The 26,382-nt window shown below is 46.1% G+C and carries 22 protein-coding genes; 1 reads left to right on the forward strand and 21 read right to left on the reverse strand.

The genetic code is table 11. The features are described 5' to 3' along the window. Positions 1 to 643, forward strand: a 643-nt coding sequence (locus V8Q34_RS20140) for an Rpn family recombination-promoting nuclease/putative transposase (protein ID WP_335836187.1), incomplete at its 5' end; no start/stop codon positions are given. 289 nt (positions 644 to 932) lie between these two features. Here V8Q34_RS20140 and V8Q34_RS20145 read toward each other — a convergent pair. The 21 genes from V8Q34_RS20145 to V8Q34_RS20245 form a co-directional block, all read right to left on the reverse strand. Continuing rightward, positions 933 to 1,382: an Hsp20/alpha crystallin family protein gene (locus V8Q34_RS20145; protein WP_033143799.1), complete on the reverse strand. Its 450-nt coding sequence runs from the start codon at positions 1,380 to 1,382 to the stop codon at positions 933 to 935. Positions 1,383 to 1,818: 436 nt separating this feature from the next. After that, complete coding sequence (locus V8Q34_RS20150) at positions 1,819 to 2,739, reverse strand: sugar phosphate isomerase/epimerase family protein (RefSeq protein WP_033143800.1); 921 nt, start codon at positions 2,737 to 2,739, stop codon at positions 1,819 to 1,821. A 71-nt stretch (positions 2,740 to 2,810) separates the two neighbouring features. Then, positions 2,811 to 3,707, reverse strand: a complete 897-nt coding sequence (iolE, locus tag V8Q34_RS20155) for a myo-inosose-2 dehydratase (RefSeq protein ID WP_148393071.1) — start codon at positions 3,705 to 3,707, stop codon at positions 2,811 to 2,813. A gap of 2 nt (positions 3,708 to 3,709) precedes the next feature. Then, positions 3,710 to 5,833 (reverse strand): cytidylate kinase family protein, encoded by a 2,124-nt coding sequence (locus V8Q34_RS20160; RefSeq protein WP_242850020.1) that lies wholly within the window; start codon positions 5,831 to 5,833, stop codon positions 3,710 to 3,712. Positions 5,834 to 5,968: 135 nt separating this feature from the next. Next, positions 5,969 to 6,799, reverse strand: a complete 831-nt coding sequence (locus V8Q34_RS20165) for a sugar phosphate isomerase/epimerase family protein (RefSeq protein WP_054351059.1) — start codon at positions 6,797 to 6,799, stop codon at positions 5,969 to 5,971. A gap of 104 nt (positions 6,800 to 6,903) precedes the next feature. Continuing rightward, positions 6,904 to 7,908, reverse strand: coding sequence for a Gfo/Idh/MocA family protein (locus V8Q34_RS20170; protein ID WP_033143802.1), 1,005 nt, complete (start codon positions 7,906 to 7,908; stop codon positions 6,904 to 6,906). Positions 7,909 to 8,399: 491 nt separating this feature from the next. After that, a complete protein-coding gene (locus V8Q34_RS20175; RefSeq protein ID WP_033143803.1) occupies positions 8,400 to 9,428 on the reverse strand; it encodes a LacI family DNA-binding transcriptional regulator in 1,029 nt (342 codons plus the stop codon). A 265-nt stretch (positions 9,429 to 9,693) separates the two neighbouring features. Beyond that, the gene (locus V8Q34_RS20180) at positions 9,694 to 9,918 is read right to left on the reverse strand and encodes a hypothetical protein (protein ID WP_033143804.1); all 225 of its coding nucleotides are present in this window, start codon (positions 9,916 to 9,918) and stop codon (positions 9,694 to 9,696) included. Continuing rightward, positions 9,915 to 11,147 (reverse strand): hypothetical protein, encoded by a 1,233-nt coding sequence (locus V8Q34_RS20185; protein ID WP_335836188.1) that lies wholly within the window; start codon positions 11,145 to 11,147, stop codon positions 9,915 to 9,917. Before V8Q34_RS20185 ends, V8Q34_RS20180 begins: the two co-directional genes overlap by 4 nt. Next, positions 11,140 to 11,835, reverse strand: coding sequence for an ATP-binding cassette domain-containing protein (locus tag V8Q34_RS20190; protein ID WP_033143805.1), 696 nt, complete (start codon positions 11,833 to 11,835; stop codon positions 11,140 to 11,142). Before V8Q34_RS20190 ends, V8Q34_RS20185 begins: the two co-directional genes overlap by 8 nt. Continuing rightward, positions 11,832 to 11,996 (reverse strand): hypothetical protein, encoded by a 165-nt coding sequence (locus V8Q34_RS20195; RefSeq protein WP_186971053.1) that lies wholly within the window; start codon positions 11,994 to 11,996, stop codon positions 11,832 to 11,834. Before V8Q34_RS20195 ends, V8Q34_RS20190 begins: the two co-directional genes overlap by 4 nt. A gap of 107 nt (positions 11,997 to 12,103) precedes the next feature. Further along, a complete protein-coding gene (locus V8Q34_RS20200) occupies positions 12,104 to 13,402 on the reverse strand; it encodes a sensor histidine kinase (RefSeq protein WP_335836189.1) in 1,299 nt (432 codons plus the stop codon). After that, a complete protein-coding gene (locus V8Q34_RS20205) occupies positions 13,399 to 14,118 on the reverse strand; it encodes a LytR/AlgR family response regulator transcription factor (RefSeq protein WP_033143807.1) in 720 nt (239 codons plus the stop codon). The genes V8Q34_RS20200 and V8Q34_RS20205 overlap by 4 nt, the downstream gene beginning before the upstream one ends. 122 nt (positions 14,119 to 14,240) lie before the next feature. Beyond that, entirely contained in the window at positions 14,241 to 16,337 is a 2,097-nt protein-coding gene (locus V8Q34_RS20210) for an FtsX-like permease family protein (RefSeq protein WP_033143808.1), read from the reverse strand. Position 16,338: 1 nt separating this feature from the next. Continuing rightward, a complete protein-coding gene (locus V8Q34_RS20215) occupies positions 16,339 to 17,082 on the reverse strand; it encodes an ABC transporter ATP-binding protein (protein WP_033143809.1) in 744 nt (247 codons plus the stop codon). A gap of 370 nt (positions 17,083 to 17,452) precedes the next feature. Continuing rightward, positions 17,453 to 18,502: a galactose ABC transporter substrate-binding protein gene (locus V8Q34_RS20220; RefSeq protein WP_054350889.1), complete on the reverse strand. Its 1,050-nt coding sequence runs from the start codon at positions 18,500 to 18,502 to the stop codon at positions 17,453 to 17,455. A gap of 39 nt (positions 18,503 to 18,541) precedes the next feature. After that, positions 18,542 to 19,516 (reverse strand): substrate-binding domain-containing protein, encoded by a 975-nt coding sequence (locus V8Q34_RS20225; protein ID WP_227210266.1) that lies wholly within the window; start codon positions 19,514 to 19,516, stop codon positions 18,542 to 18,544. 2 nt (positions 19,517 to 19,518) lie between these two features. Then, entirely contained in the window at positions 19,519 to 21,372 is a 1,854-nt protein-coding gene (locus V8Q34_RS20230) for a cache domain-containing sensor histidine kinase (RefSeq protein WP_227210265.1), read from the reverse strand. Then, a complete protein-coding gene (locus V8Q34_RS20235) occupies positions 21,362 to 22,972 on the reverse strand; it encodes a response regulator (RefSeq protein ID WP_227245311.1) in 1,611 nt (536 codons plus the stop codon). Before V8Q34_RS20235 ends, V8Q34_RS20230 begins: the two co-directional genes overlap by 11 nt. 141 nt (positions 22,973 to 23,113) lie before the next feature. Beyond that, positions 23,114 to 24,769, reverse strand: a complete 1,656-nt coding sequence (locus V8Q34_RS20240) for an ABC transporter permease subunit (RefSeq protein ID WP_227245309.1) — start codon at positions 24,767 to 24,769, stop codon at positions 23,114 to 23,116. Between the two features lie 18 nt (positions 24,770 to 24,787). Next, positions 24,788 to 26,296, reverse strand: a complete 1,509-nt coding sequence (locus V8Q34_RS20245) for a sugar ABC transporter ATP-binding protein (RefSeq protein WP_335836190.1) — start codon at positions 26,294 to 26,296, stop codon at positions 24,788 to 24,790. Positions 26,297 to 26,382 lie beyond the last annotated feature (86 nt).

Consider the following 26,382-nt stretch of genomic DNA (forward strand, 5'->3'; position numbering starts at 1 on the left):
AATAAAATCCCGATATCGGAATTTCCTCGAAATGCAGAATAAAAATGAGAACAATTTATCGAAAAGGTCAAGATACTATCAGAGTGAATTGGATGTAACCTCCCTGAAACCCGGGGAAACTTACAACGATCTGAAGCCTAATTACATTATTTTCATCTGCACGTTTGACCCTTTTGGCAAGGGTCTGTACAGGTATACCTTTGAAAACCGCTGTCTGGAAACAGATATGGCACTTGGAGACGAGACACAGAAAATCTTTTTCAGCACAAAAGGGAACAATCCTGAGGATATCTCAGAAGAATTGGCTGCATTTCTGGAGTATGTAGAGAACAGCACAGATCAATGCGCAGCGAAGACCCAAAGTGAAACTGTTCATAAAATCCATAATAAGATCAAAGAATTGAAAAAGAATCGGGAAATGGGGGTAAAGTATATGTTGTTAGATGAGCTGATCAAAAGTGCCGAGAAAGAAGCTGCTGCTGAAAGCCTTGCCAAAGGCCTTGCTGAAGGAAAGAGCAAAGAACAGAGCCGTTACAGCCGGTTAATTCTCCTTCTGGCAGATGATGGAAAGAACGATCAGATCGTAAAAGCCGCTTCTGACGTACATCTGCTGGAATCTCTGTATCAGGAATACGGATTATAATCTTATATTCACCGTCTCTCCATGTAATTTTCTGCCCTTTGGGGCTCTGTTATTTTCAAATCATATAAGGCGGATGCGAACCATCCGCCTGTCTGAATATTTCTATCATTAAATTCCACAAAATCAAAAAAATATGATGCGAAACTCTGTCTGTCATATTATCACCCGACAAAGCCATAGGAACGTAGATTTCTCCGAAGACACGCATGATTCCAGATGGAACGTATAACTGTCAGGACGGAACATAAAATCCGCTGCGCACTTTTCGGCGCAGCGGATTCAAATAGTTTCAGCCTTCAATAGCTATATATTCCTGCTGTTCCACAGCTTTGGCATCCTTTTTCGGAATAGCCAGTTTCAAAATTCCATCCTCGAATTTTGCATGAATATCCTGCTCTGTCACATCCTCACCCACATAGAAGCTTCTGCTCATGCTTCCTGAATACCGCTCACGACGGATATATCTGCCATTTTCATCTTTCTCTTCCTTGTCTGAAGTTCTCGCGGCCCGGATGGTCAGGTAACCATTCTTTAACTGGGCATTTATATCCTCTTTCCTGAATCCGGGAAGTTCCATGTCCACCTCATAGCCATTTTCTGTTTCCCGCACATCTGTGCTCATGCCATAACTGCCGCCATTTTCAAAAAGAGAATTGTTCTTTCCAAAAAGACCCCTTCCGAACGGGAAATCCATCCAGTCATCAAATAAATTTTCTCCAAAAATACTGGGCATCAACATAAGTCATTTCTCCTTTCTTTCTATGACAAATTATTTTTTTACTTCTTCAGAGAATCCCTGTTGTTATGAACCAGGAAATAAATTGTTACTGTTCACTGCGTGCCCAGCAACACGCTTGGCGATGCACAGATATGGAGCATTCTGCTCCATATCGCGCCGGCTGCCTCGGGATTTTCATGCCTTCGGCCTGAAAGCACCTCGCGGGACAATGACATGTGAACAATATCAATAAATTTTCTTTTCCTTTGTTCTAGTTGTAATATAACACTTATATATCATATTGTCAAGCACACGATTTAGAATTCACATTATTTTCACATTTTGAAGGACAGCATATAGAACCATTTTACCGGCACTGCCCAATGAAAAACCGGCCCTTCCATATGGTATACTGCCATATGAAAAAGCCGGTTTGCTGTCAGTCGTTAATTATATATTATTTTCCCAGAAGTTCTCTCTCGATCCTCTCTCTTGCCTCCGGTGCCTGTTTATCCATTTTCTCAGGAAAACCGAACATGGAGACGCAGGCGATATTGTCACCGCCCACTTTCGGGGCATTTTCTTTCAGTTGTTTATTTGCAAAATCCATATCACGCAGAGTTTCAAAGATGCCGTCAAAATCCACATCTCCTTCCCCCATTGCCAGGTGCTGATGAATGGTCACATCTGCTTTTCCCCGGCCGTTCAGCCACGGCGGATTGGCGATGTAACGGCAGTCCAGTGTCTGATTAAAGGTATCTGCAAACAGTACATGGGTCAGTTCATCTCCCGCATATCTCAGCATGGAACGCACATCCCCTTTGCCCTCGTCATAGAAGAAGCCGTGAGGGGAAGAATATACATATCCCAGATTTTTGGAACGGAAGGATTTTACCAGGTCACAGGTCTCATTGTTCAGCTCGCAGAAATCATAGGGATGGGACTGGATTTCCACACGGATGCCCTCCTTCTCTATAATAGGAAGCAGTTCCTCCATGGATCTGAACCACATGCCATTGCAGATTTCCTGCTGGTTCGGGTCACCGGACAGCTCTGTGTTGATAACCTGGACACCCATGTCCACTGCAATCTCAATCATACGTTTCCAGTTGGCAACCGCGAACTGTCTCTGCTCTTCCGTGGGGCCTGACCAGCGGTATACAACGATGAAAGATGAGATCTCCACGCCTGTCTCCTTCAGAGCCTGCCTGTATTCCTGTTCGCACTCTTTGGAAAAAAGCGGATGTTTGTAAAACGGATTGATTCTCGGATGGGGTGACTGTTCAATATATTTATATCCCCAATCTGCAACCTGATGGACCATACGGTTGATGTCCATCTGTTTTGCCAGTACGTCCACGTCAAATGCGATCTTCATATTGATTTCCTCCTAATCTTTATTCTCTGATACCTCCCGGTAAGAATACCGGGAGGTGCAGACTGTTTTGATCATAAACCTGTTTTTTCCGCAATATAAGCTCTTGCCTTCTTTGCATATTCCAGAGGATTGGCCTTTGCGGGGTCCTGCTCAGCTTCCACAACAACCCAGCCTTCGTATCCGGCCTCCTCAAGAATTTTGAAGATTGGTGCAAAGTCCACATCTCCGTCTCCGGGTACGGTGAACACGCCTTCACGGACACCTTTTAAGAAGCTCCATCTCTCGTTTCTGGATTTTTCCACCATCTCTCTGCGAATGTCTTTCAGATGTACATGTCTTACTCTGTTTACATATTTCTTCAGCACATTTTCCGGATCAATGCCTGCAAAGGACAGATGTCCGCTGTCAAAAAGAAGGAATACCAGCTCAGGGTCAACCATTTCCATGAAACGGTCAATCTCCTCCTCTGTCTGCACAACAGTTCCCATGTGATGATGGAAAGTAAGTGTCATGCCCTTGTCCTTCGCTATTTTTCCCAGCTTGTTCAGGCCTTCCGCAAGCAATTTCCACTCTCGGTCATCCATGACATATTTGCCTTCCCAGACAGGCTGCTCCATCTTTCCCTGGATGCTGTAGCTCTGCTCGGATACGCCAATCACTTTTGCGCCCATTTCCTTCAGAAAATCCGTGGCTTTGATGAATTCCTTCTCTGTCTCCTCATATGGTCTGGAAATGAGGAAGGAGGAGAACCACTGGTTGCAGATTTGGATTCCTCTTAAATTAAGGGCTCTTTTCAGTACCTCTGTATCTGTGGGATATTTGCCGCCCACCTCAGAGCCTGTAAATCCGGCCAGAGCCATCTCACTGACGCACTGCTCAAATGTATTTTCTTTGCCCAGATCAGGCATGTCATCATTGGTCCATGCAATGGGAGCGATACCCAGTCTTACTTTGCTTTTATCCAACATTATCAATTTCCTCCCTTACTGCTCTCTTCTTTGTTCCTGATGTAATCAAGAATCATGGAAACTGTGCCCTGTACACCGGTCTTTGATACATTGACAACCATATCGTAATGTTTCGGGTCATCACGCCGCATGCCGGTGAATTTCTCATAATAGCTGTTCCGCATCTCATCCTTCTCTTTCAGTTCTTCCAGAGAAATGCCGCCGTAATATTCCCTGCCTTCTTTTTCCCTGTATTCATCATCTGCATAGATGAAGAAGGAATAGGTGTGTTCCTGTCCGCCAAGGATAAAGTTTGCACATCTTCCCAGGAATACGCCGGGCGCGCTTCTGGCAAGGCCTTTGATGATCCGGCTCTGTTCTTCAAACATTTTGACAGCGTTCATATCATCCGCTACACCTGCCTGTGGGTAGGCATACGGAGAGAATGTGGGCTCTTTGTCCCCATAGTTATAATTATCCAGATATTTCTGCACTTCCTCCAGATTGGAAGTTTCCATTCCCATCTTCTCTGCCAGCAGACAGATGATCTGACGGTCATAGACACGGCAGTTCAGTTCTTTTGCGATTTCCTCCGCAATCTTTCTTCCGCTGCTGCCATATACACGGCCAATGGCCACATTGATCTTATTCTCAGAGTGCGCTGCCACCGGAATCTCTTCCAGCCCGTTCTTTCCTTCTCTGGAAATCAGCTCGCGCATCATCTTATCATACATTTTATCCAGCTTATAACATGCTGCTATGATAAACATGATCACCCAGATGGCGATGGGCACATACAGATAAAAGGTCTTGATGGCGGAGATGGCAGATGCTGTCTGCTCCGCTGCTGTTGCTTTCAGTCCGTCAAATGCTGCCATGGAAAGAATTGCGCCCATGATAGCTGATGTAAAGCCTGAACCTGCTTTCTGTCCCATACTCATGGAGGAGAACATAAGGCCTTCCACGCGGACACCTGTCTTCCAGTGGCCATATTCAATGGCATCACTTGGCAGGGAATACTGTACGCCGTAGAACGGTGCGATACCAAATCCTCTCATAATACAGGTTGCGACACCTAACGGAACACTTGTGATGTTCAGCAGGAAGAGAAGCTGTCCTGCAATACCCAGGATACATCCGGCACAGATCAGGTTTCTCTTGCCGTATTTCGGAAGCAGTTTCGGAAGCATTGCGATACCGATGATAGTGGAAATCTTCTCTGCTGCGGAAAGCGGCATAACCAGATCCACATCATTTAACACGTACTGACAATAATAGGTCAGATCTGTACCGATGATGATCTGATAAGCAGTATAGAACACCATCAGGCCAAGGGCGATAAGGAAATATCTGTTGGTAACCGTAACTTTGAAAGCAGTCCAGAACGGAGTGTTTTCTTTTTCCTTTTTGCCGCCGGATGCCTGCACACGTTCCGTACAGGTGCAGTATGTATTGATCAAAACGAATACGGATACAATGGCATATGCCGCAGTCACAAGAATCCAGGCCATCTGCTGGTTGTCAATCAGTTTTGCCACTTTATTGATCAGAGGCAGGGTAAATGCTGTGATGATCATACTTGCCGTAATAGAAAGCACCATACGGATGTTGCAGATCACGTCCCTCTCTCTCCTGTCACGGCTCATAAGTGAACCAAGTGCATGGAAAGGCTGGCTGATTGCGGTATATACCACTGTGTTCATAATGTTATAAGTTACAAATGCATAAATAATCTTCCCCATATCCCCCATGGGAGGCATGGTAAACAGCAAAATGGCTGCCAATGCATACGGGATCGCCAGTCGGAGAATCCAGATTCTGGCCTTTCCGTATTTGGAATGGGTCCTGTCAATAATAGTTCCCATGAGCACATCGGAAAATCCGTCAAATACCCTGGAGAGCAGCATGATCATACCCACTGCGCCTGCAGATATGCCTACCACGTTCGTGTAGAAATATATCAGCAGTGTTGTTGTCATCGTATACATCAAAGTCAGCGCCGGGTCACCAAAACAGTACGCCAGCTTTTCCGACATTGGGACTTTGATGAATTCATTCATATCTTTACCCTTCTGCTTAAAATTCAGCAGTTCGGGAATTCCTCCCTTTGCCATACTATCACCTTTTACAGGGCGGAGCTTACCCATCCGCCCTGCTCCTTCCTCTCATTCTGTGACAAGTCCTGCGCTTTTCTGTCTTCACATTCAGCGTTTGGAGTTTGCACAGCCTGTCATTTTTGCTTATCCCATCTCCTTATGCCCTGCAAAGGGCACATATATCGTTTAGAAATATTTTTCTACAAATGCCTTGGTCACTTCAGCAGCTTTTTTCACGTTCTCCTCATGGGACATAGCGTAATATTCCGGACGGAACTCTTCGATCGTGCACACGCCGTCGAATCCGATCTCTTTTAAAGCTGCAGCGATTCCTGCATGGTCTACCACACCTTCTTCCGGCCACAGACGTTTGTCATCGCCGCAGGAGCCAAGGGGCAGGTCTTCGCAGTCATTTAAGTGGTAAGCAAAGATTTTCTTGCCGTCTGCTGCTTTTAAATCTTCCAGTTTAGAGCACATTTCATGGAAATGGAAGGTGTCAACTGTGATACCTACATTGTCACGGTCTACTGCTTTTACCACATCATATGCTGTGCCGAACTGATTGATGGAACAGTTTGGTGCACCGCAGAACTCCAGGGATATTTTCATATCAGCGCCTACTTTGTCTGATAAATAGCGGAGTCTTTCCACAGCTTCTTCCTTGATTTCACTGACACTTTTGTCTTTTACGTCAAAATTCGGAACTGTGATCAGCATTTTCATACCAATCGCTTTGGAAACTTTCAGGATGAAATCCACTTCATCGTCGATTTCTTTTTTACCTGCTTCGTCTCTCTGGTTGAAATAGATCAGGGTGTTGTATGCCCATGGTTTCAGATGATGGTTTTTGAACCAGTCAGCCAATTCCTCCAGGGTATGCTCCTGCAGATAATCTTTTACGCAGTCAAAACGAATCTCAATATAATCAAATCCGTATTTTTCACACATTTCCATATCAGCCAGAAGGGACTGTCCTTTACATTCCAGTGCTGTTGCCTCATTAAATCCAAGTTTCATAATATATACCATCCTTTCGGTTTTTGTCTTATTCATGCCGGATGCTTTGTCTGGTGCATCCGGCTTCATTTCTATTGTATTTTGGTTTATTGCCGTACTTCGGCTTATTTATAAAACTCCGGTTTCTCAACTGCAGCGTTGATCTGTTCTACTGCGCCTGTCTCCTGTGCTTTCACAAGTGCGTCTGCTGTGATAGCTGCCAGGTATCCGTCCCATGCGGTCGGTCCGTTGATCACGCCCTCAGCTGCAGCATCAACCCAGTCCTGAACCTCTGTATCATAAGCGTCTTTGAATCTTACGAAGCAGTCTGTGTCGATGGTTGTGGCAACGGCTGCATTTTTGCGGATGCTTGGGTAAATCGGTGAAGGCATCTTGATCGCGCCGTCTTCACAAACCACTTCACAGTTGATGTCATATCCGAATTTGCAGTTTACAAATACTTCAACGTCGATGCATACACCCTTTTTAGTGCGGAGCAGCATGATCTGCGGGTCTTTTAATTCAGAGTGAGAATATTTTGTCACTTTCGGCATAATAACCTGTGCGGATTCATACTCATCATCCACTAACCAGTGAAGCACGTCAATCTCATGGATTGCTGTATCATGAACAGCCATTGGAGTTGTGTAGTTGGTTCCGACTTCCGGATTTCTGTGTGTGCAGTGAAGAATCAGGGGCTCGCCGTATTCACCGGATGTGAGGGCTTCCTTCACCTGCATATAGCCTTTGTCGTATCTTCTCATAAATCCAAGCTGGATCAGATGTTTTCCTGATTCCACCTCAGCCTCAACTACCTTCAGGCAGTCCTCAGCAGTTGTGCAGAGCGGTTTCTCACAGAAAATTCTCTTTCCTGCCTTGATGGCTGCCAGAAGAGATTCTACATGTGCAAATCCCGGAGATACAATAAACACTGCGTCCACATCAGGGTCGTTGATCAGTTCGTTTGCATCTGTGTATACCTTTGCTCCGCAGATGGCTGCCGCCTGTTTTGCACTCTCCTCAAATACGTCTGATACTGCGACTACCTCAGCTCCCTGAATCTTGTTTGTCAGTCTTTTGATGTGATCCTTACCCATTCCGCCGCATCCGATAACTCCTACTCTTAACATAATACATATCCTCCATTTCTCTTTTTCATTGTTTCCCAGTTATTTGTTTTTTTGTTTTTGTTCTTTCTTGATGATGCAATCATACCATAGCGTTCACGTGAACGCAATAGTTTTTTTGTACAATATTCACAGTCTATTTTTATTAACTTTTGCTAATTGATAAAAAACAAACAATGTTTTTGTGCATGTTGTTTATTATTTCCAGTTTTATCCTGGATGACAGACTGGACTTTTGTTTATTTTTACTTTAACTTAGTAATGGAGCATTATTATTTATTCTTTTCCAAGCTATATTTATGGTAATTTTTATATTATTTATGGATTATAATGATTAAATCTTGAGTATATATTAGTAATGTAAGATGCGTGCACGTATATTTTTTCTTTTCATTTGGAATAATCGGCTGAAGTGCCTCAGATACTTTTTTCCGGCGGATATGTCATTTTTCTGTGTTAACCACAGTATGACCGCCTGAAAAGCGGTCATACTGTTACAAATTATATCTGTTTTTTATCACAATCTCTGCATACCGGTAAACAGATTCCGGTTTTTCATCATCAAAAAGTAAATGGAACAGCATCATCACCGGTTCATATCCCTGCATATAGGAATCCTGGCCGATGAGAAAATTGATGGCTCCCCGTTCTACCCATTTTTTATTCTCATCCAGAAAATCGTTGCCTATTACTTTGATCTCCCGTTCCTTTTCCTGTTTTACCAATGCTTCGCAGACGCCCTTTACTGCGGTTCCTGTCACGTAGATTCCCTTCAGATCCGGGTACTGCTCCAGCAGCTCCTCCACGATTTTGGCTGCCACCCACTCGTCATCATAGGAATATTTTGTTCCCACAAGCTGGATGCCGGGAAAGCTCTCCAATATCTCGGACTGAAAGCCCCTGATCCTGTTGTTCAGCGCAGGGTTGGAAATATGGCCGGAGATCACAGCCACCTCCCCTTTGCCGCCTGTGATCTCTCCCATTAACCCGGCTGCAGTCCTTCCACTCTGGATGGTATTCTGTCCCACAAAGCATATCCTTTTCGTATCCTCAATATCCGAGTTAAAGGTGATAATGGGAATGCCATACTCCTCGGAAAACTGATTGATCATCTTCTTGAGCATGGTATCTTCGGACGGAGACAGGGCAATACCCGAATACTCCTGCGCCTTCATTTCCTGCATGATTTCCATGACACGGCCTGCATCCACGCCGTCCACACGAAAAATCTCCACAGTACCGCCCAGACTTTCCACCTCCTGTTTGGCAGCTTTCATCCCCTCATAGACCTGTACCATGAAAGGGGTCTGGGCTGACTGCATGATGATCCCGATTTTCAGATTCCGCTTTGCCATAACAAGGGCCCTGCCCGCAAGACTGGGCTGATACCCCATTTCCTTCGCTATATTCTTTATCTTCTCCGCCACTTCCGGCCGGACTCTTCCTCTGTCCTTCAGCGCCCGGTCCACCGTCCCTCTGGACACCCCGGCCGCTTCCGCTATCTGCTGTAATGTTACTGGCATAATAATCCTCCTGCCCAAAATGTACTCGTGCACGCACTTTTGTCTTATTATATCTCTTTTAACAGCGATATGCAAGGGCAAAGATAGGAAAAGGACCGGACAGAAGCTCCTCCCGTTATTGTTCACATGCCACTGTCCCGCGAGGTGTTTTCAGACCGAAGGCATGAAAATCCCGAGGCAGCCGGCGCGATATGGAGCAAAATGCTCCATATCTGTGCATCGCGAAGCGTGCTGCCGGGCACGCAGTGAACAGTAACTCTCCCTCTCATTTCCCACCGAAGGTTTTTCTTAATTTCTCCAGCTCCCATGGCTGTTCTACCCAGTTCTCCACGTATCCGCAGTCGCAGCAGACGTAGCGGATCACCGGTATTTTTCCCAAGAGTGTCATTGTTGTGGTATAGATATTATTTCCGCTGGCATACCGGAAGTTATCCGGTATGCGTACAATGTTGTGTGATGCACACTTCGGACATTTATGTGTCTCCTTCATATTCTCTCACCTCTCACTTTCACTGCCAGCCAGCCCGCCTCCCCGGCAAGAAGACCAAGCATCACATAACTCATCACAGGCCATGTGCTGACCAAGACTGCACACAGGAGCATGATCACGGGCACGCAGTATTTCCTGGGATAATGGTACAGGTCACTTTCAATTTTCCATTTTGTCAGCGGAAATTTCCACTCCAGCGCTGTGAGAAGCAGGGCGCTGTGCAGGATAAAAAGCAGAGCGGTAAAGGCCTCTCCCATCCCCACTTCCGGGAACTGTACTGCACAGGAAAGGAAAAATACAGATTCCGGCACCAGTAAATTACATGCTATAAATATGCCATAAGGAACAGCAAACCGCCCAATCTGTCCGGGCAGCATGCGAATCCCCCGGCAGAGCCTGCGGTCTGAGGACAACAGAATCGACACCGGCGTGTTCAGGGACAACAGAGCAAATCCCATGGGCATCATGCTTATGCCGCCCATTTTAGGAATAAAAAAGGAGAACATCAGGCCAAGTCCGCACAGAGCCAGCGTGTTCACCATATAATTGCCGTGTGAGGCCATATACCGGAACAGGTACCGTAGTACATTTCCCTTTTTTCCGTCTCCTGTCAGGCTTCCCACCCGTTTTGCAGCTCCTGTACGGGACCGGCAGAGTAAGCAGGGGTCAGCTCTTCCAAGCAGCACCGCCAGTACGCCCATAGAGGCAAGCACCAGAAACATCCGGCTGTATTTTCCCGCTCCCAAAACAAGGAATCCTTCTCCCGCTGCCAGCACTGCTGCTGCCGGAAATCTTTTTTTACAAAGCAGCCAGTATCCCGCCGCCGTACAGAAGCAGACCTGAAACGCGCAGATAAGGCCGTTTACAAGTTTCCACGGCTCAAAGCCGGACACTGCAAGAAGAACGGTCAGCAGAAACGCTGTTTTCGTCACCACAGTATAGACGGCAAGGGCCGCAGCAAAGGCCCGCACTGCCTTACTGCCGGGAACCGGAAGCATCAGAACACCGCGCAGATCCACACGATTCTCCTCTGAAGACAGGGCTTTCCACATAACACCAGCCGAGAACACCAGCAGGATCAGATAAAAAATCTCTTCCCTGATGACTATGCTGCCCCAGACGGCATAAGTGGCGGTAACTCCGATCCCACAGTATAAAAAAGACCTGCCAGCGCGTTCCCAGCGCTTACCCAGCAGCTTTTTTAAGAACACTGCAAAAGTCTCATACATGACGAAGCACCTCTCTTATATCCCCGTTTTCTTTCCATTCCCTGTCCTTAAGCTCCTCCATGCTTCCGTTCTTCAGAAGCAGAATCCTGTCCGCTGTAAGAGACACACTTTCCAGCACGTGGGAAGAAAAGAAAACCGTCCCGTGCTCCTTATATTCTTTGATCTGCGTATACAAAAATTCCGTACTCTGAAAATCCAGCCCGTTAACCGGTTCATCCAGGAAGAGAAGCTCCGGGCGCAGCGCAAATGCTGTGATGAGATACACTTTCTTTTTATTACCGGTGGACAGCTCTTTTATCAGTACATCTTCATATTTCTCAAAGGAAAACCCCTGCACCAGCGTTTCTATATCAGGAACCTGCCTCTTGTATGTGCCGAACACATAGGCCAGATATTCCCGAAATGTAAAATATCCGAAAGGCGCCTCCCCGTCAAAAACAGCATATCTGCGTAACATAAATGCAGGATTCCTCAAAGAGATATCTTCGCCCTCCCATTGGATGTGTTCTGCCTGAAACCGGTCATGAAGGCCGCAGAGACAATTGAGCAAGGTGGTCTTACCTGCACCATTCAGCCCGATTATCCCCACTGCCTCATGTTTCTGTAACTGAAAGGTCAGATTCTGCAGAACCGGCTTCTCTTTCACATACCAGGCGGTAAGGCCTTTTACGGAAAATTCTGCTTTCATTTGTCCTCCCTGTCCTTTCCCAAATGATATGCCGAAAGAAGAAAACAAGCTCCCAGCACTATATACAGAATACCAAACCAGATATTTGCCGAGAGAAAGCTTACCAATGCTGCCAACAGCCAGATGATTCCAAAGAATAAACGAAAGTAATAATGACGCATATTTGATTCCTCCTCTTTGCTTTTTTCTATGGTCTCATCATAGCACAGAGAAATCCGCTGTACGGATTTGGGCGTAAATGGAGGCATTTTGTCCGCAAATGGAAACTTTACATTTCCTCCTGTTCCCGGTAATACATGACCGCCGTAGCTGTAAACACAGAGTTCTCCCAACGGTTCAGCAGGGTGCCGTTATATTTTTCCACTGCGGCGGCAGCGCTCTTCAATCCCCATCCGTGAAGGGATTTGTCCTCTTTTGTGGTCATCCATTCCCCTTTTTCCCACACAGGCTGTTTTTCACAGGTATTTTGGACCTTTATGACCAGCATATGGTTGATGCGCCGTATGGTCAGCCAAATGATGCGTCTGCTGTCATCCTCTGCCTGCCCTGCTGCTTCCAGTGCATTGTCCAGCAGATTCCCGAGAACCGCACATAAATCAGCGCTGCGTATGCCCGTCTGCCTGGGAAATTCTATATTGATCTCCATATGGATCTGCTTTTCCTTTGCCGCCATTAATTTGCTGTTGATCAGGTAATCCATGGTTTCATCCCCGGTCCATACTGTTTTGGCAATCCTCTTGACAGGCCCCTGTATGTCCTCCAGATAAGCGGATGCCTCCTCTGTTTTTCCCTCCCTGAGAAGCTGTCCCAGAATTGTCATATGGTTGTGAAAATCATGAAAAAGCCTTGCATTACCCGCATAGATTTCATTGAGCCGCCTGTAATCCCTCTCTAAAAGCTCCTTCTGGGTGGATTTTAATTCTGCCAGCTCCTTTTCCCTCTCGTACTGCCTCTGCGTATAATACACCAGCATTCCCATGAGAAGGACCATAGCAAATATGAGAGGAGCCAGCATTTCCTCTTCTCCTATGGGAAGAATATTCTGCTCCGTGAGCGTCACTGTCAGTATCAGTCCCGCAACTGCGGTCCTGGACAGTATCTGCCGGACAGACTGCTCCTCCTCCCTTTTCTTATAAAGAAAAAAGGATAACACACCTGTGAGCAGACAAACGATCCAGTCCGCAGCCAGATTTCCTCCTGTACCTCTGCCCGGCAAAGTATCCATGCGCAGTATAACACCAATGGCTCCGCAAAGGATAAACTTCCACAGGCTGAGTGCCATTGCATATTCCACAGCCAGAAACAGAGCCCTTTTTCTCCTGATTCCATAAATCCATGCTCCGGCAGATGCCGCCAGAATAACCTGCACAGTCAATACCGGAAATTCCGGCACTTTCAGTATAAAAAGAAGACCTGACAAGGCTGCCAGGAAAAACGCTGTCCCCAATACCGCTGTATGGCTTTTTTCTTTCCTGCCGCCGTCCCAGGTACGGATGAGAAAGAAGTACAGCAAAATGCAGATACTGTCTGTAAAAAAGCCGGAAACCAACACCATCCATCCCATCATATATGTGCCCCCCAATACGCTGTGATCTGTTCTTTTACCCCCTGTATATGGGAACGGCTGACAGGCAGCTCCTCCCCGTTTTTTAAAACCAGTGACTGCTTCTGTAGCTGCATAATGTGGATGATATTTGCGATACAACCCCTGTCCGTGAAAATAAATTCTTCTGCCTGCAGTTCCTCATATACCTGCTGCAGACTTTTCCGGACTTTCGAGATTCCCCTGGAAGTGTGAAACACAGAATTTTTTCCCTCCTTCATAATGTAATAAATGTCACGATACATTACCTTTTCCAGAGAACTGCCGTTTTTTATGGTATAGGAATCCCCCTCTTCAAGCAAAAGCAGCCTGACAGCGTCCGTGATGGCTGCTGTCAGGCGTTTTTCCATATCATTTTTCGGAACATAGCGAAATATGGACAGTTCATATGCATCAATGGCATATTCCAGATGGGAAGTGATGAAAATGATCTTCACATCCGGCAGAAAAGGCTTTATTTCTGCCGCCAGTTCCATGCCGTCCGTATCCGGCATCTCGATATCCAGAAGGATCAGATCATAATGAAATCCATCCTCGGAAATGTCATACAGCAGATTCCGGCTGCTTGTATAGGTCGTTATCTCTGCCGCGGCCCCGCAGGTCTTCAGGCACTGCCTGGTATATTTCTCCGACAGGGCAACTGCGGATGCCTCATCGTCACAGACTGCTATTTTCAGCATATCCTTCCCCCTCTTCGTCTCCGTCTTTCTTATATTATAGGGGATAGGATCCGCTTGTGCAATGGCATAACCACTTTTGGCCCGAAAACACCTCCCGGTACAGCAAAACATAAACCGTAATTTTAAATTTCCAGAACACCTGCTGCGTTCTTCATGGAAATCTTGTACAAAGCAAACTGATAGAGTCCTATCAGGGCAATGACTGTCAGCATCAATCCGGCAACTTTTATTTCACCCGTTGTCAGAATGCCGTCATTCTGCCACAGAAGGAGCAGCTCATATAAAAACATCAGAAGACATCCCATGATCGTAGGCAGTACAAAGGTTTTTGCCAACTGGCTTTTCAGAAGCCTGCGCAGGTATTTCTTATTTGCACCCAGCTTTTCCAGATCTTTGAATATCTGGCTGTTTTTCATGGCTGCGTTCTGGCTTCTTGTGTATAAGATAATACTTTCAGCAGCCAGGCATATCACAGCGATGTATACAAACAGCAGTAAAAAGATGGCACGTCTCATAATACTGTTTTCCTTTTCCATCGGCACAATGGAGGGCTTGTAGAGCCAGTCTGCCTCTAAAGCAGGCCTTTTGCCGTCATAAATACCCGGAAGATCGTATCCATATTCCTCTCCCCGCACTTTTGCCTGATATGCATTGTATGCCCCAATATGATTCATGCTTTCGGGGGCCCTGCTGCAGAACTGTTCATAGAGATCTTTGCTGAATGCGTAGGTCTCTTTGCTGTCTTCCACCTGAAACAGTACCTGGCGGATGATCTTGTCTTGGCTGATATCTGCCTTCAGCTTTTCATAGTCCGCATCATTCAGAATATACCTGGAATCCTCACCATACCCTGCTCCTATCACAAGAGAGCGGTATATCTCCAGTCCGTCATATTCCATAGAAATAAAATCTTCTTCATTCTGCAGATAAAGCCTGGTTGTATCGTCAAATCTGTTAAAAATATTTTCATAGCCCGATTTTGACTGGATTACCCTGTAATGCCCCTCTGCGATCTCGGTCTCTTTTCCTGTCATGGCTTCAAACTGCGCTGCGCTGATGCATTCGTAATAAAAATATTTTTCGTTGTATTCCTCAATCATATTATTATTTTCATCCATGTCCTCACGGTTTACACCGTCCCCCAGAACCTGGATAAATTCCGCCTCCCGGTAATCCTGCACAGATACCTGATACTTATCAGCCATGGCAAACACTTCTTCCTCTGACAGTTCATCTGCATCCATGGGATAGCGGTAAGAGATATCGTCTTCATATTCTCCGTAATTGTCGCCCCCCTGAAGCGGCAGATAAAAAACGCCAAACTGTACTCCCATAAGCAGTAATGCGATCACCAGCATATTTCTGACAATGGAACCTCCCTGGAATTTTAACATGCCGTAAGATATCATGTTATCATAATATTTCTGCGCATTCTTTCCTTTCCTGTGTGAGGCGATGGAGTAGACTAAAATCCGGTAAAGCCCAACAGCGGCCAGAATATAAAACAAATTGGTCCAGGCCCCCATCCAGTGTCCGCTGATGTTAACGGAGAGGATAGGCACAAAATATCCTATAAAAACCCCCACAAGAATCATCACGATACCGGATATCAGGTAAGATAATGTGATGCCCTTTCGCAGCGGCTCCTGTTTACGCTGCTCATTGATGATATCCATAACGTTGCTTCTCTTCATAAAACGCACACACATCACAGCCACACAGATAATCAGGAGCATACAGTAGACAATTCCTCCTGCAATTCCCAAAAATGAGAGGGAAAAATGGTTATCATTCCCGCTGCTTGCAATATGCTCAAAAATAACACCGATAACACTTGCAAGACCAATGCCAAGCAGAATTCCCACAACGGAGCATCTGACCATCATCTTGCCGATCTCTGTAAATAAAGCCCTGCCAAGTTTACTTTTCCCGGCACCAAGTGCAAGGAAAATCCCTGTCTCTCTGCTCTTATATCTCAAAAACAGACTTGCCGCGTAGATACTGAACATAATGCAGCCTGCTGCTGCAAGGAAGAAGATCATATCCGCTATTTTTCTGGAGTCACCCCCATTGGGCAGTGTTTTCTGCACCAGGTCACTCCCATACATAACAAGATACGAGGTGATCAAAAGAATGGACAGGGACATGCAGAACTGGAACTGCATATATTCCTTTTTGTTGTTTTTCCGTAATTTTGCAAATAATCCGCTCAGTTTCATTCTATTCACCACCGTTCATTTTTCTCAAAACATCTAAAAGCTCTTCCATGAATTCCCTGTGATTTCCATTACTGGTCAATTCTGTATAAACGGTTCCGTCCTTCATCACGATCACCCGGTCACAGTAACTGGCAGAGAAACTGTCATGTGTCACCATAAATGTGGTTGCATTCAATTCCTTCTGCGCCTCCAGAAAAGCTCCGATCACTGCTTCGCTGGAACGGCTGTCCAGATTGCCGGTAGGCTCATCCGCAAGGATCAGAAGCGGATTGTTCATCAGCGCTCTTGCCACTGCGGCACGCTGCTTCTGGCCGCCGGATATCTCTGCCGGAAATTTGCCGGCGATATCGGAGATCTCAAACATTTTCAGAAGCTTCTCCGCTTTTGTCTCCATCTGCCTGTACGGTTCCTGATGGATGACTTTCGGGACACATACATTTTCAAAAACATTCAGCCCGTCCAGAAGCATAAAATCCTGAAAAACAAATCCCAGCTTTTCGTTTCTTATCTTGGCGATCTGCTCCTCTTTCATATTGGAAATATTGACCCCGTCCAGCAGGATTTCTCCTTTGTCGTGAGGGATGAAGCAGGAAATGCAGTTTAAAAGGGTTGTTTTCCCGGAACCGGACGGCCCCATAACTGCCACGAATTCGCCTTCCTCTATGGAAAATGAAACGTCCTTTAACACCTCGTAAGTGGTGTTCCCTGTCTTGTAGCTCTTGTATAAATGATTTACCTGTAACATATGTAATCCTCCCTGTTTTCTATAAATTTGTAGTCGTTCAAATATCTTGAACTGATACGGAAATTCAGCCGTTAAGAAGCTTTTGATGAGCCGGACGGCTGTTGTTTGTATGTATTTATTCTATCGAAAAAAGGGAATCGATTACAGATGAGTGAATGACAAGTTTGACATGATTTTTGTAAAGTTTTGCATTTGATGACAGATTTGTATTTTTTTAATTTAATAAAAACCGGAGAATGCCAAATGCATTCCCCGGTCAGAGTTCGCCTGTTAATAAGTCCCCGTTATAGATTGCATTTACCCAGCAATTCCATCACGGGTTCACTTCCTTCCTGTGCGTATCTCCATGCAGAAAGACCGCAGCCTACGTTTATCTGTAATTTGCGGGTTCCGGCAGATAATCCTCCACGTTATCCATCGTAACCTTAGAATAAGGCAGATAGATATACTTATCCTTCTCGAACTTAATATCTTCCATCCCCTTACCTGACACAAGGGCAACTGCCAGCTCTGCCATAGCCTCTGCCTGTCCTTCTTTATCGTTATATACCGTTCCGGACATTTCCCCGTCCAGGACTGCCTGGAGTCCCACATCCGTGCCGTCGATCCCCAAAAATACCGGAAGGGCAGATTCTGAATAATTCAACTTCTTGTAGGCATCAATGGCGCCCAGCGCCATATCATCATTGTTGGCTAAAACAAGCTCTATCTTATTCTGGTACTGACTGATCAGCAATAACATCCTGTTCTGTGCCTGGGCACGGTTCCAGTTCGCGATTCCATAGCTCAGTTTCTCCAGTTCAATGCCGTTGTTTTTCAAGGTATCCACCGCATTTTCCGTGCGGATGATGGCATCCTGATGGCCGGGTTCTCCTTCCAGCACTACATACTGGATCCTGCCGTCCTTGTTGCGGTCTATGCGGCTGTCTGCCTGTATTACGTCTACTGCCAGTTCCCCCTGCATGACTCCGGACTGCTTTGCCTCTGCGCCCACATAATAAAGACCGTCCCACTGCATCAGATCCTCAGCAACGGGTTCCCTGTTAAAAAATATGATAGGCACATTATTATCCCTGGCAAGGTCAATGATCTCCGATGGGTCCGCCCGATCCACCAGGTTTACACAGAGGACATTACAGCCCGCGTCAATCAGTTCCTTCACCTGGTCATTCTGGGTCCTCTGTGAACCGGCGGCGTCCCTAAGTGTCACAGTGGTCTTAAACTCCTCACTTCCATAGTCACTGAGCTTTTCTTTAAAACAAGTGATCAGCTCATCCAGGAAGGTATCACTCTGATTATAGCAGATCACCCCCGCGTGAACCTTGTCAGACACAGCCGGCTGCTGCTTTTGGCAGGCACATAAGAGCTGTGTACTCATGCAGAAGATCAATCCTGCTGCCAATATGTTTTTTCCTCTCATACTATACCCCTGATTTCTTCCGGCCGCTTAAAGCGTACTCTACTGGCTCATTGTAAAAAGAACTTCCTGATTCTCTTTTGAAAACAGTGTATCCCTGCGGATCACCGTATAGGAAACAGTTCTGTTCTGCATTGTGTGAAAATAATCATCCAGACTTTCTGCCGTCTCGGTAAGACTTTGATATCCCACATTAAATTCATCGGGCACCACCAGGCATTCCGCAAAGCCTGTGTCCAGATAATAGACCGCCTCCGTGGAATTGCCGATTCCATACACCAGAGCTCCGTGCAGATTCTTGGCTGCAGAATATTTACCGGCTGTCCTCAGACTGTTGTCGTCCAGCGCAATGACAAAATCCACTCTGGAACGGAACTCCAGCGCATTTTCGTCTGTCTCCGAAAAGGAATCATATACAGACCAGCTTATCACAGCGCCTGTGTCTTTCAATCCATCGAGAAATCCTTTCTCCCGGTTGGCTGCCGCTTCCGAATCAGCGGTCTCTGAGAGGATTCCCACTGTCTTACCTTCTATATTTCCACTGTAATCTTTCAGCAGTTCCTCCGCCAGGGCCGTGCCCATGGCATAGTGGTCCGGCTCTGTGACCGGCAGGGCGGAGTCCTCTTTTTCCTTTGACGCTGTACACCCTGCCAGCATGACCGGGACTTTCTTTTCCACATCTCTTAACATGTTTTCCGTGTCAGCATCCGGAGCGGGCTGTACTATAATTGCATCTGCCCCGTTCTCGATCTCGCGTTCGATCAGGCTCTTTTCCTCCTCTGCAGTCAGTGTGCCCCCCGTGCTGACGACAAACATTTCTATTTTCCGGTCCTCCGCTGCCATTCTGAGCCCGTATTTGAATGCGGACCACTGGTTGTCATCAGAATTTTGGATGATCACGGAGACCTTGTCAAGATCCCTGCCGTTTTTCTCCTGAAGCATGACAAAGGCCAGTACAATCACCATTGCGGCCAGAACCGCTTCTATCAGAATAAACAATCTTTTGCTGTTTTTCATCTCTATTTACCCTGTGTTTTCCTGTCAATCATTTCTTCCCGGCTGAAGATATAGCCCTTCTCCAGAATCCTGCTGTTTTCCTCCGTATAAGGAACCGCCGGCATACAGATGGAGACGGTGGTCCCCTCATCCGGTTCACTTTCAACGGTAAGGCCGTATTCTTTTCCAAAGAGAATCTGGATGCGGTTGTTCACATTCACAAGGCCAACACCGGACCCGTGTTTATGCACCCGTTTGCTGTCCGTAAGGATAAGGCTCACCTCTTCCTCTGACATTCCGATTCCGTTGTCTGCCACCGAGAAAACAATATTTTCCCCTCTCATGGTTCCGGTCACCCTGATTTCTCCGCAGTCATCCATGCTGCTGACGCCATAGGCAATGGCATTTTCCAGAATCGGCTGTAGGATCAGCTTCACCGTACAATAGGAATATATGGAAGGATCCACGTCAAATGTAACGGAAAACGCGTTTTTATACCGGACCTTCTGAATATTCATATAGCTCTGGGCATGCTGCAGTTCATCTTTTACACTGATCACCGTGCGGCCCTTGGAAAGGCTGATCCGAAAGAGCCTTGCAAGCTGTGAGATCATAAATACAGCTTCATCGTTCCGCTCCCCCTCCACCATCCACGTAATCGATTCCAGGGCATTGTATAAAAAGTGGGGATTGATCTGGCTCTGCAGAGCATCCAGCTCACTTTTTCTTCTTTCATTCTGTTCCAGCACGATTTTACGCATAAGGGTGTCAATCTGCTCATAGGACCGCTGTATGGAATCCCCCAGATGCCGGATTTCCAGGGAGCCTCCCGTATAAATCTCCGGCTTTTCCCCCGCCTCATATTCCATGACCGAGTTATTCAGTTTCAAAATAGGGCTGGAAATCCTGACAGACACAACGCGGTTGATGATCACAAGCATCATTGCCATCAAGAGCATGAGCACCATGATAAAATACCGGATATTGACCATTCCGTGTGTAAATGTGGAATAAGGGATCACTCCGACCAGCTTCCATCCGGTGTAGCTTATGGTGTTGACGATCACCTTGCGGTGTTCCCCCTCAAAGGTCTCGTCGTAGACACCGTCCTTGTATTTTGCGGCTGTTTTACTGTTCTCACTGCCGATTCCATCGCTGATCTGTATCTGCCGCATGTGATAGATAATTTCCCCGTTGCTGTCGCACAGATAATAATATTGTCCGTTGTTCAGGGTATTGATCTGTTTCATCATCCGGGAGATATTGGAATAATCCATATCCACAAGCAGGACGCCTAACTGGGAATCCCCCTTATTGGTCAGCTCAACCACGCGGCTCAGAGAAATCACCCAGTAATACCGGAAGGTGCCGTCATCAAACAGGTTCTGGATATGGGGTGTGGAAAAATGCATATTTTCCATTTCCCCCATAGCACGTTTGAACCAGTCCTGCCTGGTCACATCCGGGTCCTCTTTCTGGGACGCAAGGGGTTCCGCTGCCATCAGGCTGCCGTAATTATTGTAAATGGCAATGCTGCGCAGGCTGTCTCTGTTCGCCTCATACAAAAGATTCATCCCTCTCTGGATATCCATATCCTGATTGGACAGATCATTTTCTTTTATAACGTTATAATAGACCGCGTCTGAAATCTGCCGCATACTGCCCAGGTAATCTTCCAGATTCTCTCCTGCCTGTTCCATCAGTTTCTGCGTGCTTTGTATGATCTCCTGCCGGGATAAAACGGAAAACCTGATGTACATCACGATTCCCAGGATCAGCATGATGGAAATAGATATAACGGAGATGGCAAACATGATCGTTGACTGTATGCCCCTGGGCTTCGCGCTTTTCAAACGTCCGAAAAACTTATTTTTCACTTTCTGTATGCTCCGTTCTGTACTTTGAAGGTGACACTCCAAACCGCCTCTTAAATACATAACTAAAATAGTTGGGATCTGTGTACCCCACACTCTTTGCTATGATATAACTTTTCTCATTTGTCTCGATCAGCAGGCGTGACGCCCGGTCCATCCGGTAATCCGTCAGACAGCCGATAAAGGAATTGCCGGTCTCTTTTTTAAAAATCGTAGAAAAATAGGAATTTGACACGCCCAGAACCTCACAGATATTGTCCAGTGAAAGTTCCTCATCCGAATAGTTGCTGCGGATATATTCCATGGCTCTGGATACAATGGATTTCGTGGACCTGCTTCTGGCACTGATCAATTTTTCACGGAAGGACAGGCTGAGATCAGCGAGCCATTTCCGCAGCGCATCAGGTCCCAGATCAAGAAGGCTGCCATACAGTGTCCGCATATCCCCCGAAAAATCCTCCGGCGCAATATCATTATTTGCAGAAAATCGGTACAGAGCACTTACCAGTTCCATGATATCAATGTGGTGCTGCTGCAGGGATTTTGCAGGAAAAGAGATATGATCCAGATACTGATTGACTGCCCGGACAACATCATCGGCTGACTTTAAACGGATCATTTTAAACAGTTCAGACAATTCCGCATCGCTGGCGAAATCCGTTGTGCTCATCTCCTGGGGAGCGATCTCCTTCATATTGATCGCCCTGGAAGCACCATAGATCACCCGGTAGGAAACCGCCTCCCTGGCACCGCTGTAAGACTGGGGCAGATCCATGATATTTCTGCAGACCTGGCCGATTCCCACTGTGACCACAGCGCCGATGATACGATGTGCATATCTGCAGAACCTGTCACATTCATCGGTCAGTTCCGAGACTTCATATTCATTTTTAAGCTGTGCGATCAGGATGGTATTTCCCAGATAAGAAAAGCATTTTGCCTGCCACTTTTCGCCCAGACGTTCCCTGGCCTGGTTATGGACAGACGTGGACAGCAACAAAGGATTCATATCCTTCGGCACCTGACTGGATGATGTATGTATGACAAGACAGCAGAAACATGGTCCCGGAAAAGAAATCTGATAATCTGTGAGATACTTCGGAATCTCATCTTCATGGATCCTTCCCTCCACCAGCGTGGAGTAAAAGTTCGCCTGCAGAAGAGGCAGGGACTCCATATAACATTTCTGCAGGATTTCCACATTTCGTTTTTCACTGATCTCCTGATCCAGTTTTATTTTGAGCTGGGTGAGCACATTGGTCAGTTCTATGGAATTGACCGGTTTCAGAATATACTCCTCCACCTCCAGGTGGACAGCCTCTTTCGCATATTCAAATTCATCAAATCCCGTGAAGATCAGGATTTTGGTTGCCGGATATTCCGTCTTAATGCGGTTGGACAGCTCCATGCCGTCCATGTAGGGCATTTTGATATCCGTCATCACCACATCGGGCTGGAATTCCTCCATCATTTCCAGGGCTTTCATGCCATTGTTGGCATATCCGATGACTGAGAAGCCCAGGCCTTCCCAGTTGATTTTTTTCATGATGACCTGGATCACTTCTTCCTCGTCATCTACCAAAAGCACTGCGTATGTATCCATATCTTTTGTCTCCATGTGCGTGTATATCCGCCTTGTATTGTAATAGTATAGCAAATCCAAAAATAAATGTAAACGTCAGCCTTTCCAAAATCGACCAAAAGGGTCAGAACAATCTCTGACCCTTTTGGCAAGTATATCTATTTATTTCTTCTGCACATATTTCAGACAGTCAAGTGTTACAGCCGCAATGATGATGATACCTTCAAATACAAACTGAAGGTTCGTATCAATACCGAGAATGGTAAGGGAATAGGTAAGCGCTGTGAAGATCATAACACCAACTACCACGCCTGAGATCTTACCGATACCACCGGTAAAGGATACACCGCCCACAACACAGGCTGCGATCGCATCCATCTCCCAGCCCTGACCATAGGCTGCGGAACCGGATCCAACCATTCGTGCGCATTCAAGCCAGGAACCGAATCCGTAAAGAATACCTGCCAGAATGAAAGCCCCGACCGTTACACCGAATACAGAAATACCCGAAACTGCCGCTGCCTCCGGGTTGCCGCCCACTGCGTACAGGTTTTTGCCGAAGGTTGTCTTGTTCCAGATGAACCACACAATTGCGATTGCTGCAACTGCCCAGATAATGATGGTGGGGAAACCGTTTAATTTAGGAATGATCATATTGGGTATCGTGGGCTCAATGGCACCGAAGGATACACCTTTAGTCGCGTATGTAACAAGTCCGAAGATGACCAGCATGTTCGCCATGGTCGATATAAACGGATGCATTTTAAATCTGGCTGTAAAAAAGCCTGCGATTGCTGTGAAGAAGGTACACAAAACAATACAAACCACCAGAGCCAGAATCACTCTCACACCAATAGGCATACCTGTAAAGTCAAACACATGTCCGAAAACCGCGCCTGTATTAATGCCCTGATGCATGATGATCGTTGCGGTTGTCATACCCATACCAACCATACGGCCAATGGACAGGTCCGTACCGGTAAGGAGGATCAGTCCGGCAACACCCAGCGCCAGGAACATCCTGGGGGAAGCCTGCTGAAGAATGTTCAATACATTGTTATAGGTAAGCAGAGGTACATTTTTTACCATAGGTGTGATCGCACACAGCATGATAAAGATCAGAATGATGGCAATATACAATCCGTTCTGCAGAAGAAAGGCTCTGCGGTTGAATGTATATTTATAATTTTCCCATTTCTGCGCTCTTGACTCCACAAAGGTGAATTTTGACATACGAAGCATATCAATCAGATGATATTTGTAGTTATATGCCATATGTCTTCTGTCTTTTACCTGCTGAAGGTCCTTTTCCAACTGCATTTTGGCGTCAAACAGCCGGTTCTTATAAACATACTTTTCATCTTTTATCTCCTGATGATCCGTAAGTTTTGACATGATCTGCTGATGCTCTTTTTCCAGTTCCGCAATCCTTCTGCGGTGTTTTTCCTGGACGGCTACTTTTTCCTGCTCACAGCTTTCTTTGACCGGCTGATAATAATCCCTGTCAAAATGCGTTTTGAGATATGCCTCCGCATCGGAGATCAGTTTTGAAACCTCATCTTTATTTTTTGCCTCGACCGCCTTTGCCTTCTCCATCTCTGTCCGGATTTTGGCAATCTCGGCATCTTTCTCTTCTTTTGTAAAATTACGGTCTCTCTTTATACTGTCGATTTTATTCTGAAGAGAGATCACTTTGTCTATTCCATCCACTCTGAAGCTGTCGATCTTTGCCTGAATCTTGCCGACATAATCCTCGATTGGCTGACGCAGCTGTATTTCCTGTTCAGCCGTAAGAATCTTACTGTTTCCTTTCGCCATATCCTTCCATCTCCCTCATTATAGGTATTTTGCGCTGAGTCTTAAAAGTTCTTCCTGATCTGTCTCTTTTGTGTTCACGATTCCGGAAAGGTGTCCGTTTGACATGATTCCAATGCGGTTCGTGATTCCCAGAATCTCGGGCATTTCAGAAGAGACAACAATGACGGTCTTTCCCTGTTTTGCCATATTGATGATCAGCTCGTAAATTTCGTATTTTGCACCCACGTCAATTCCTCTCGTCGGCTCGTCCATCATGAAGATCTGGGGACCGCGCTCCAGCCATTTTCCGAAAATGACCTTCTGCTGATTGCCGCCGGAGAGGCTTGAGATCATATCATCCGGGCCCATGCACTTGGTATGCATGATTTTGATCTCGTTTGCCGTTGCCTTGATCATTTTTGAATCGGAGAGTGCCACCCCCGACTTATACTGTTCCAGGTTGGCGATCGTAGTGTTAAACGTAAGGTCTCCTTTCAAAAAAAGGCCGTTTGCTTTCCGCTCCTCTGTTATCATGGCAAATCCATGTTCCATGGCTTCCTTGGCGCTGCTGAAATTCATCAGACGGTTATTAAAATAAACACGCCCGGCCGCCCTGGTGCGCACACCGAAGATGGTTTCCAGAAGCTCTGTCCTGCCTGCCCCAACCAGGCCGTACAACCCGAAAATCTCGCCTTCTCTTACGTCAAATGAAATATCCTGTAAATGAGGTTCAAACTTTGTGGACAAATGCTGAATGGACAGAATCACATCCTTTGGCGTATTGTCAACCGGCGGGAATCTGTTTTCAAGAGAACGTCCAACCATAGCTGCAATAAGTTCATTCATATCTGTGTCTTTGGAACTCTTTGTCATGACCAGATTACCGTCACGGAGTACGGATATCTCATCACAGATCTCAAAGATCTCATCCATTTTATGAGAGATATAGATCAGGGAGATTCCCTGCTCTTTTAACATTCTCATCATCTCAAAGAGCTTATCCACCTCCTGTACTGTCAGTGAGGATGTGGGCTCATCGAGAACGATCACTTTTGAGTTATAGGAAATTGCTTTTGCGATCTCACACATCTGTCTCTGTGATACAGACATATGACGCATGGACTGTGTGAGGTTTACGGTCATGCCCAGTTTTCTGAAAAGCTCTGAGGCTTCTTTTTTCATTCTGCCCTCGTCGATCACTCCCATGGAATTGGTAGGATAACGTCCGAGGAACAGGTTATCGATCACATTTCGTTCCAGACACTGGTTCAATTCCTGATGAACCATTGCGATACCGTTCTCAAGAGCATCTTTCGGTCCGGAAAAGCTCACTTCCCTGCCTTCAAGGAAGATATTGCCCTCATCCTTCTGATAGGTACCGAAAAGACACTTCATCATTGTGGACTTACCGGCACCGTTCTCACCCATAAGCCCCATGACCGTTCCGCGCTTCACATCCAGGTTGATATGGTCCAGCACTCTGTTTCGGCCAAAGGACTTGCTCATACCGCGTATGGATAAGACGATATCATCTTTCTTATCTTCCATATATTTTTACTCCTGTATGATTTTTATAGTCATAAACAATAGAAAACATGCTTCGCAGGCTTTCTATTTTCGTAAATTATTAGGGA

The organism is Blautia sp. JLR.GB0024 (assembly GCF_037000545.1).
GTDB lineage: Bacteria > Bacillota > Clostridia > Lachnospirales > Lachnospiraceae > Blautia > Blautia celeris.

Bases quoted from the DNA above. Each gene is read 5' to 3' on its own strand.
- V8Q34_RS20145 (WP_033143799.1), bottom strand. From the start codon at position 1,382: ATGTTGATGCCCAGTATTTTTGGAGAAAATTTATTTGATGACTGGATG.
- V8Q34_RS20150 (WP_033143800.1), bottom strand. From the start codon at position 2,739: ATGAAGATCGCATTTGACGTGGACGTACTGGCAAAACAGATGGACATC.
- iolE (WP_148393071.1), bottom strand. From the start codon at position 3,707: ATGTTGGATAAAAGCAAAGTAAGACTGGGTATCGCTCCCATTGCATGG.
- V8Q34_RS20160 (WP_242850020.1), bottom strand. From the start codon at position 5,833: ATGGGTAAGCTCCGCCCTGTAAAAGGTGATAGTATGGCAAAGGGAGGA.
- V8Q34_RS20165 (WP_054351059.1), bottom strand. From the start codon at position 6,799: ATGAAACTTGGATTTAATGAGGCAACAGCACTGGAATGTAAAGGACAG.
- V8Q34_RS20170 (WP_033143802.1), bottom strand. From the start codon at position 7,908: ATGTTAAGAGTAGGAGTTATCGGATGCGGCGGAATGGGTAAGGATCAC.
- V8Q34_RS20175 (WP_033143803.1), bottom strand. From the start codon at position 9,428: ATGCCAGTAACATTACAGCAGATAGCGGAAGCGGCCGGGGTGTCCAGA.
- V8Q34_RS20180 (WP_033143804.1), bottom strand. From the start codon at position 9,918: ATGAAGGAGACACATAAATGTCCGAAGTGTGCATCACACAACATTGTA.
- V8Q34_RS20185 (WP_335836188.1), bottom strand. From the start codon at position 11,147: ATGTATGAGACTTTTGCAGTGTTCTTAAAAAAGCTGCTGGGTAAGCGC.
- V8Q34_RS20190 (WP_033143805.1), bottom strand. From the start codon at position 11,835: ATGAAAGCAGAATTTTCCGTAAAAGGCCTTACCGCCTGGTATGTGAAA.
- V8Q34_RS20195 (WP_186971053.1), bottom strand. From the start codon at position 11,996: ATGCGTCATTATTACTTTCGTTTATTCTTTGGAATCATCTGGCTGTTG.
- V8Q34_RS20200 (WP_335836189.1), bottom strand. From the start codon at position 13,402: ATGATGGGATGGATGGTGTTGGTTTCCGGCTTTTTTACAGACAGTATC.
- V8Q34_RS20205 (WP_033143807.1), bottom strand. From the start codon at position 14,118: ATGCTGAAAATAGCAGTCTGTGACGATGAGGCATCCGCAGTTGCCCTG.
- V8Q34_RS20210 (WP_033143808.1), bottom strand. From the start codon at position 16,337: ATGAAACTGAGCGGATTATTTGCAAAATTACGGAAAAACAACAAAAAG.
- V8Q34_RS20215 (WP_033143809.1), bottom strand. From the start codon at position 17,082: ATGTTACAGGTAAATCATTTATACAAGAGCTACAAGACAGGGAACACC.
- V8Q34_RS20220 (WP_054350889.1), bottom strand. From the start codon at position 18,502: ATGAGAGGAAAAAACATATTGGCAGCAGGATTGATCTTCTGCATGAGT.
- V8Q34_RS20225 (WP_227210266.1), bottom strand. From the start codon at position 19,516: ATGAAAAACAGCAAAAGATTGTTTATTCTGATAGAAGCGGTTCTGGCC.
- V8Q34_RS20235 (WP_227245311.1), bottom strand. From the start codon at position 22,972: ATGGATACATACGCAGTGCTTTTGGTAGATGACGAGGAAGAAGTGATC.
- V8Q34_RS20240 (WP_227245309.1), bottom strand. From the start codon at position 24,769: ATGGCGAAAGGAAACAGTAAGATTCTTACGGCTGAACAGGAAATACAG.
- V8Q34_RS20245 (WP_335836190.1), bottom strand. From the start codon at position 26,296: ATGGAAGATAAGAAAGATGATATCGTCTTATCCATACGCGGTATGAGC.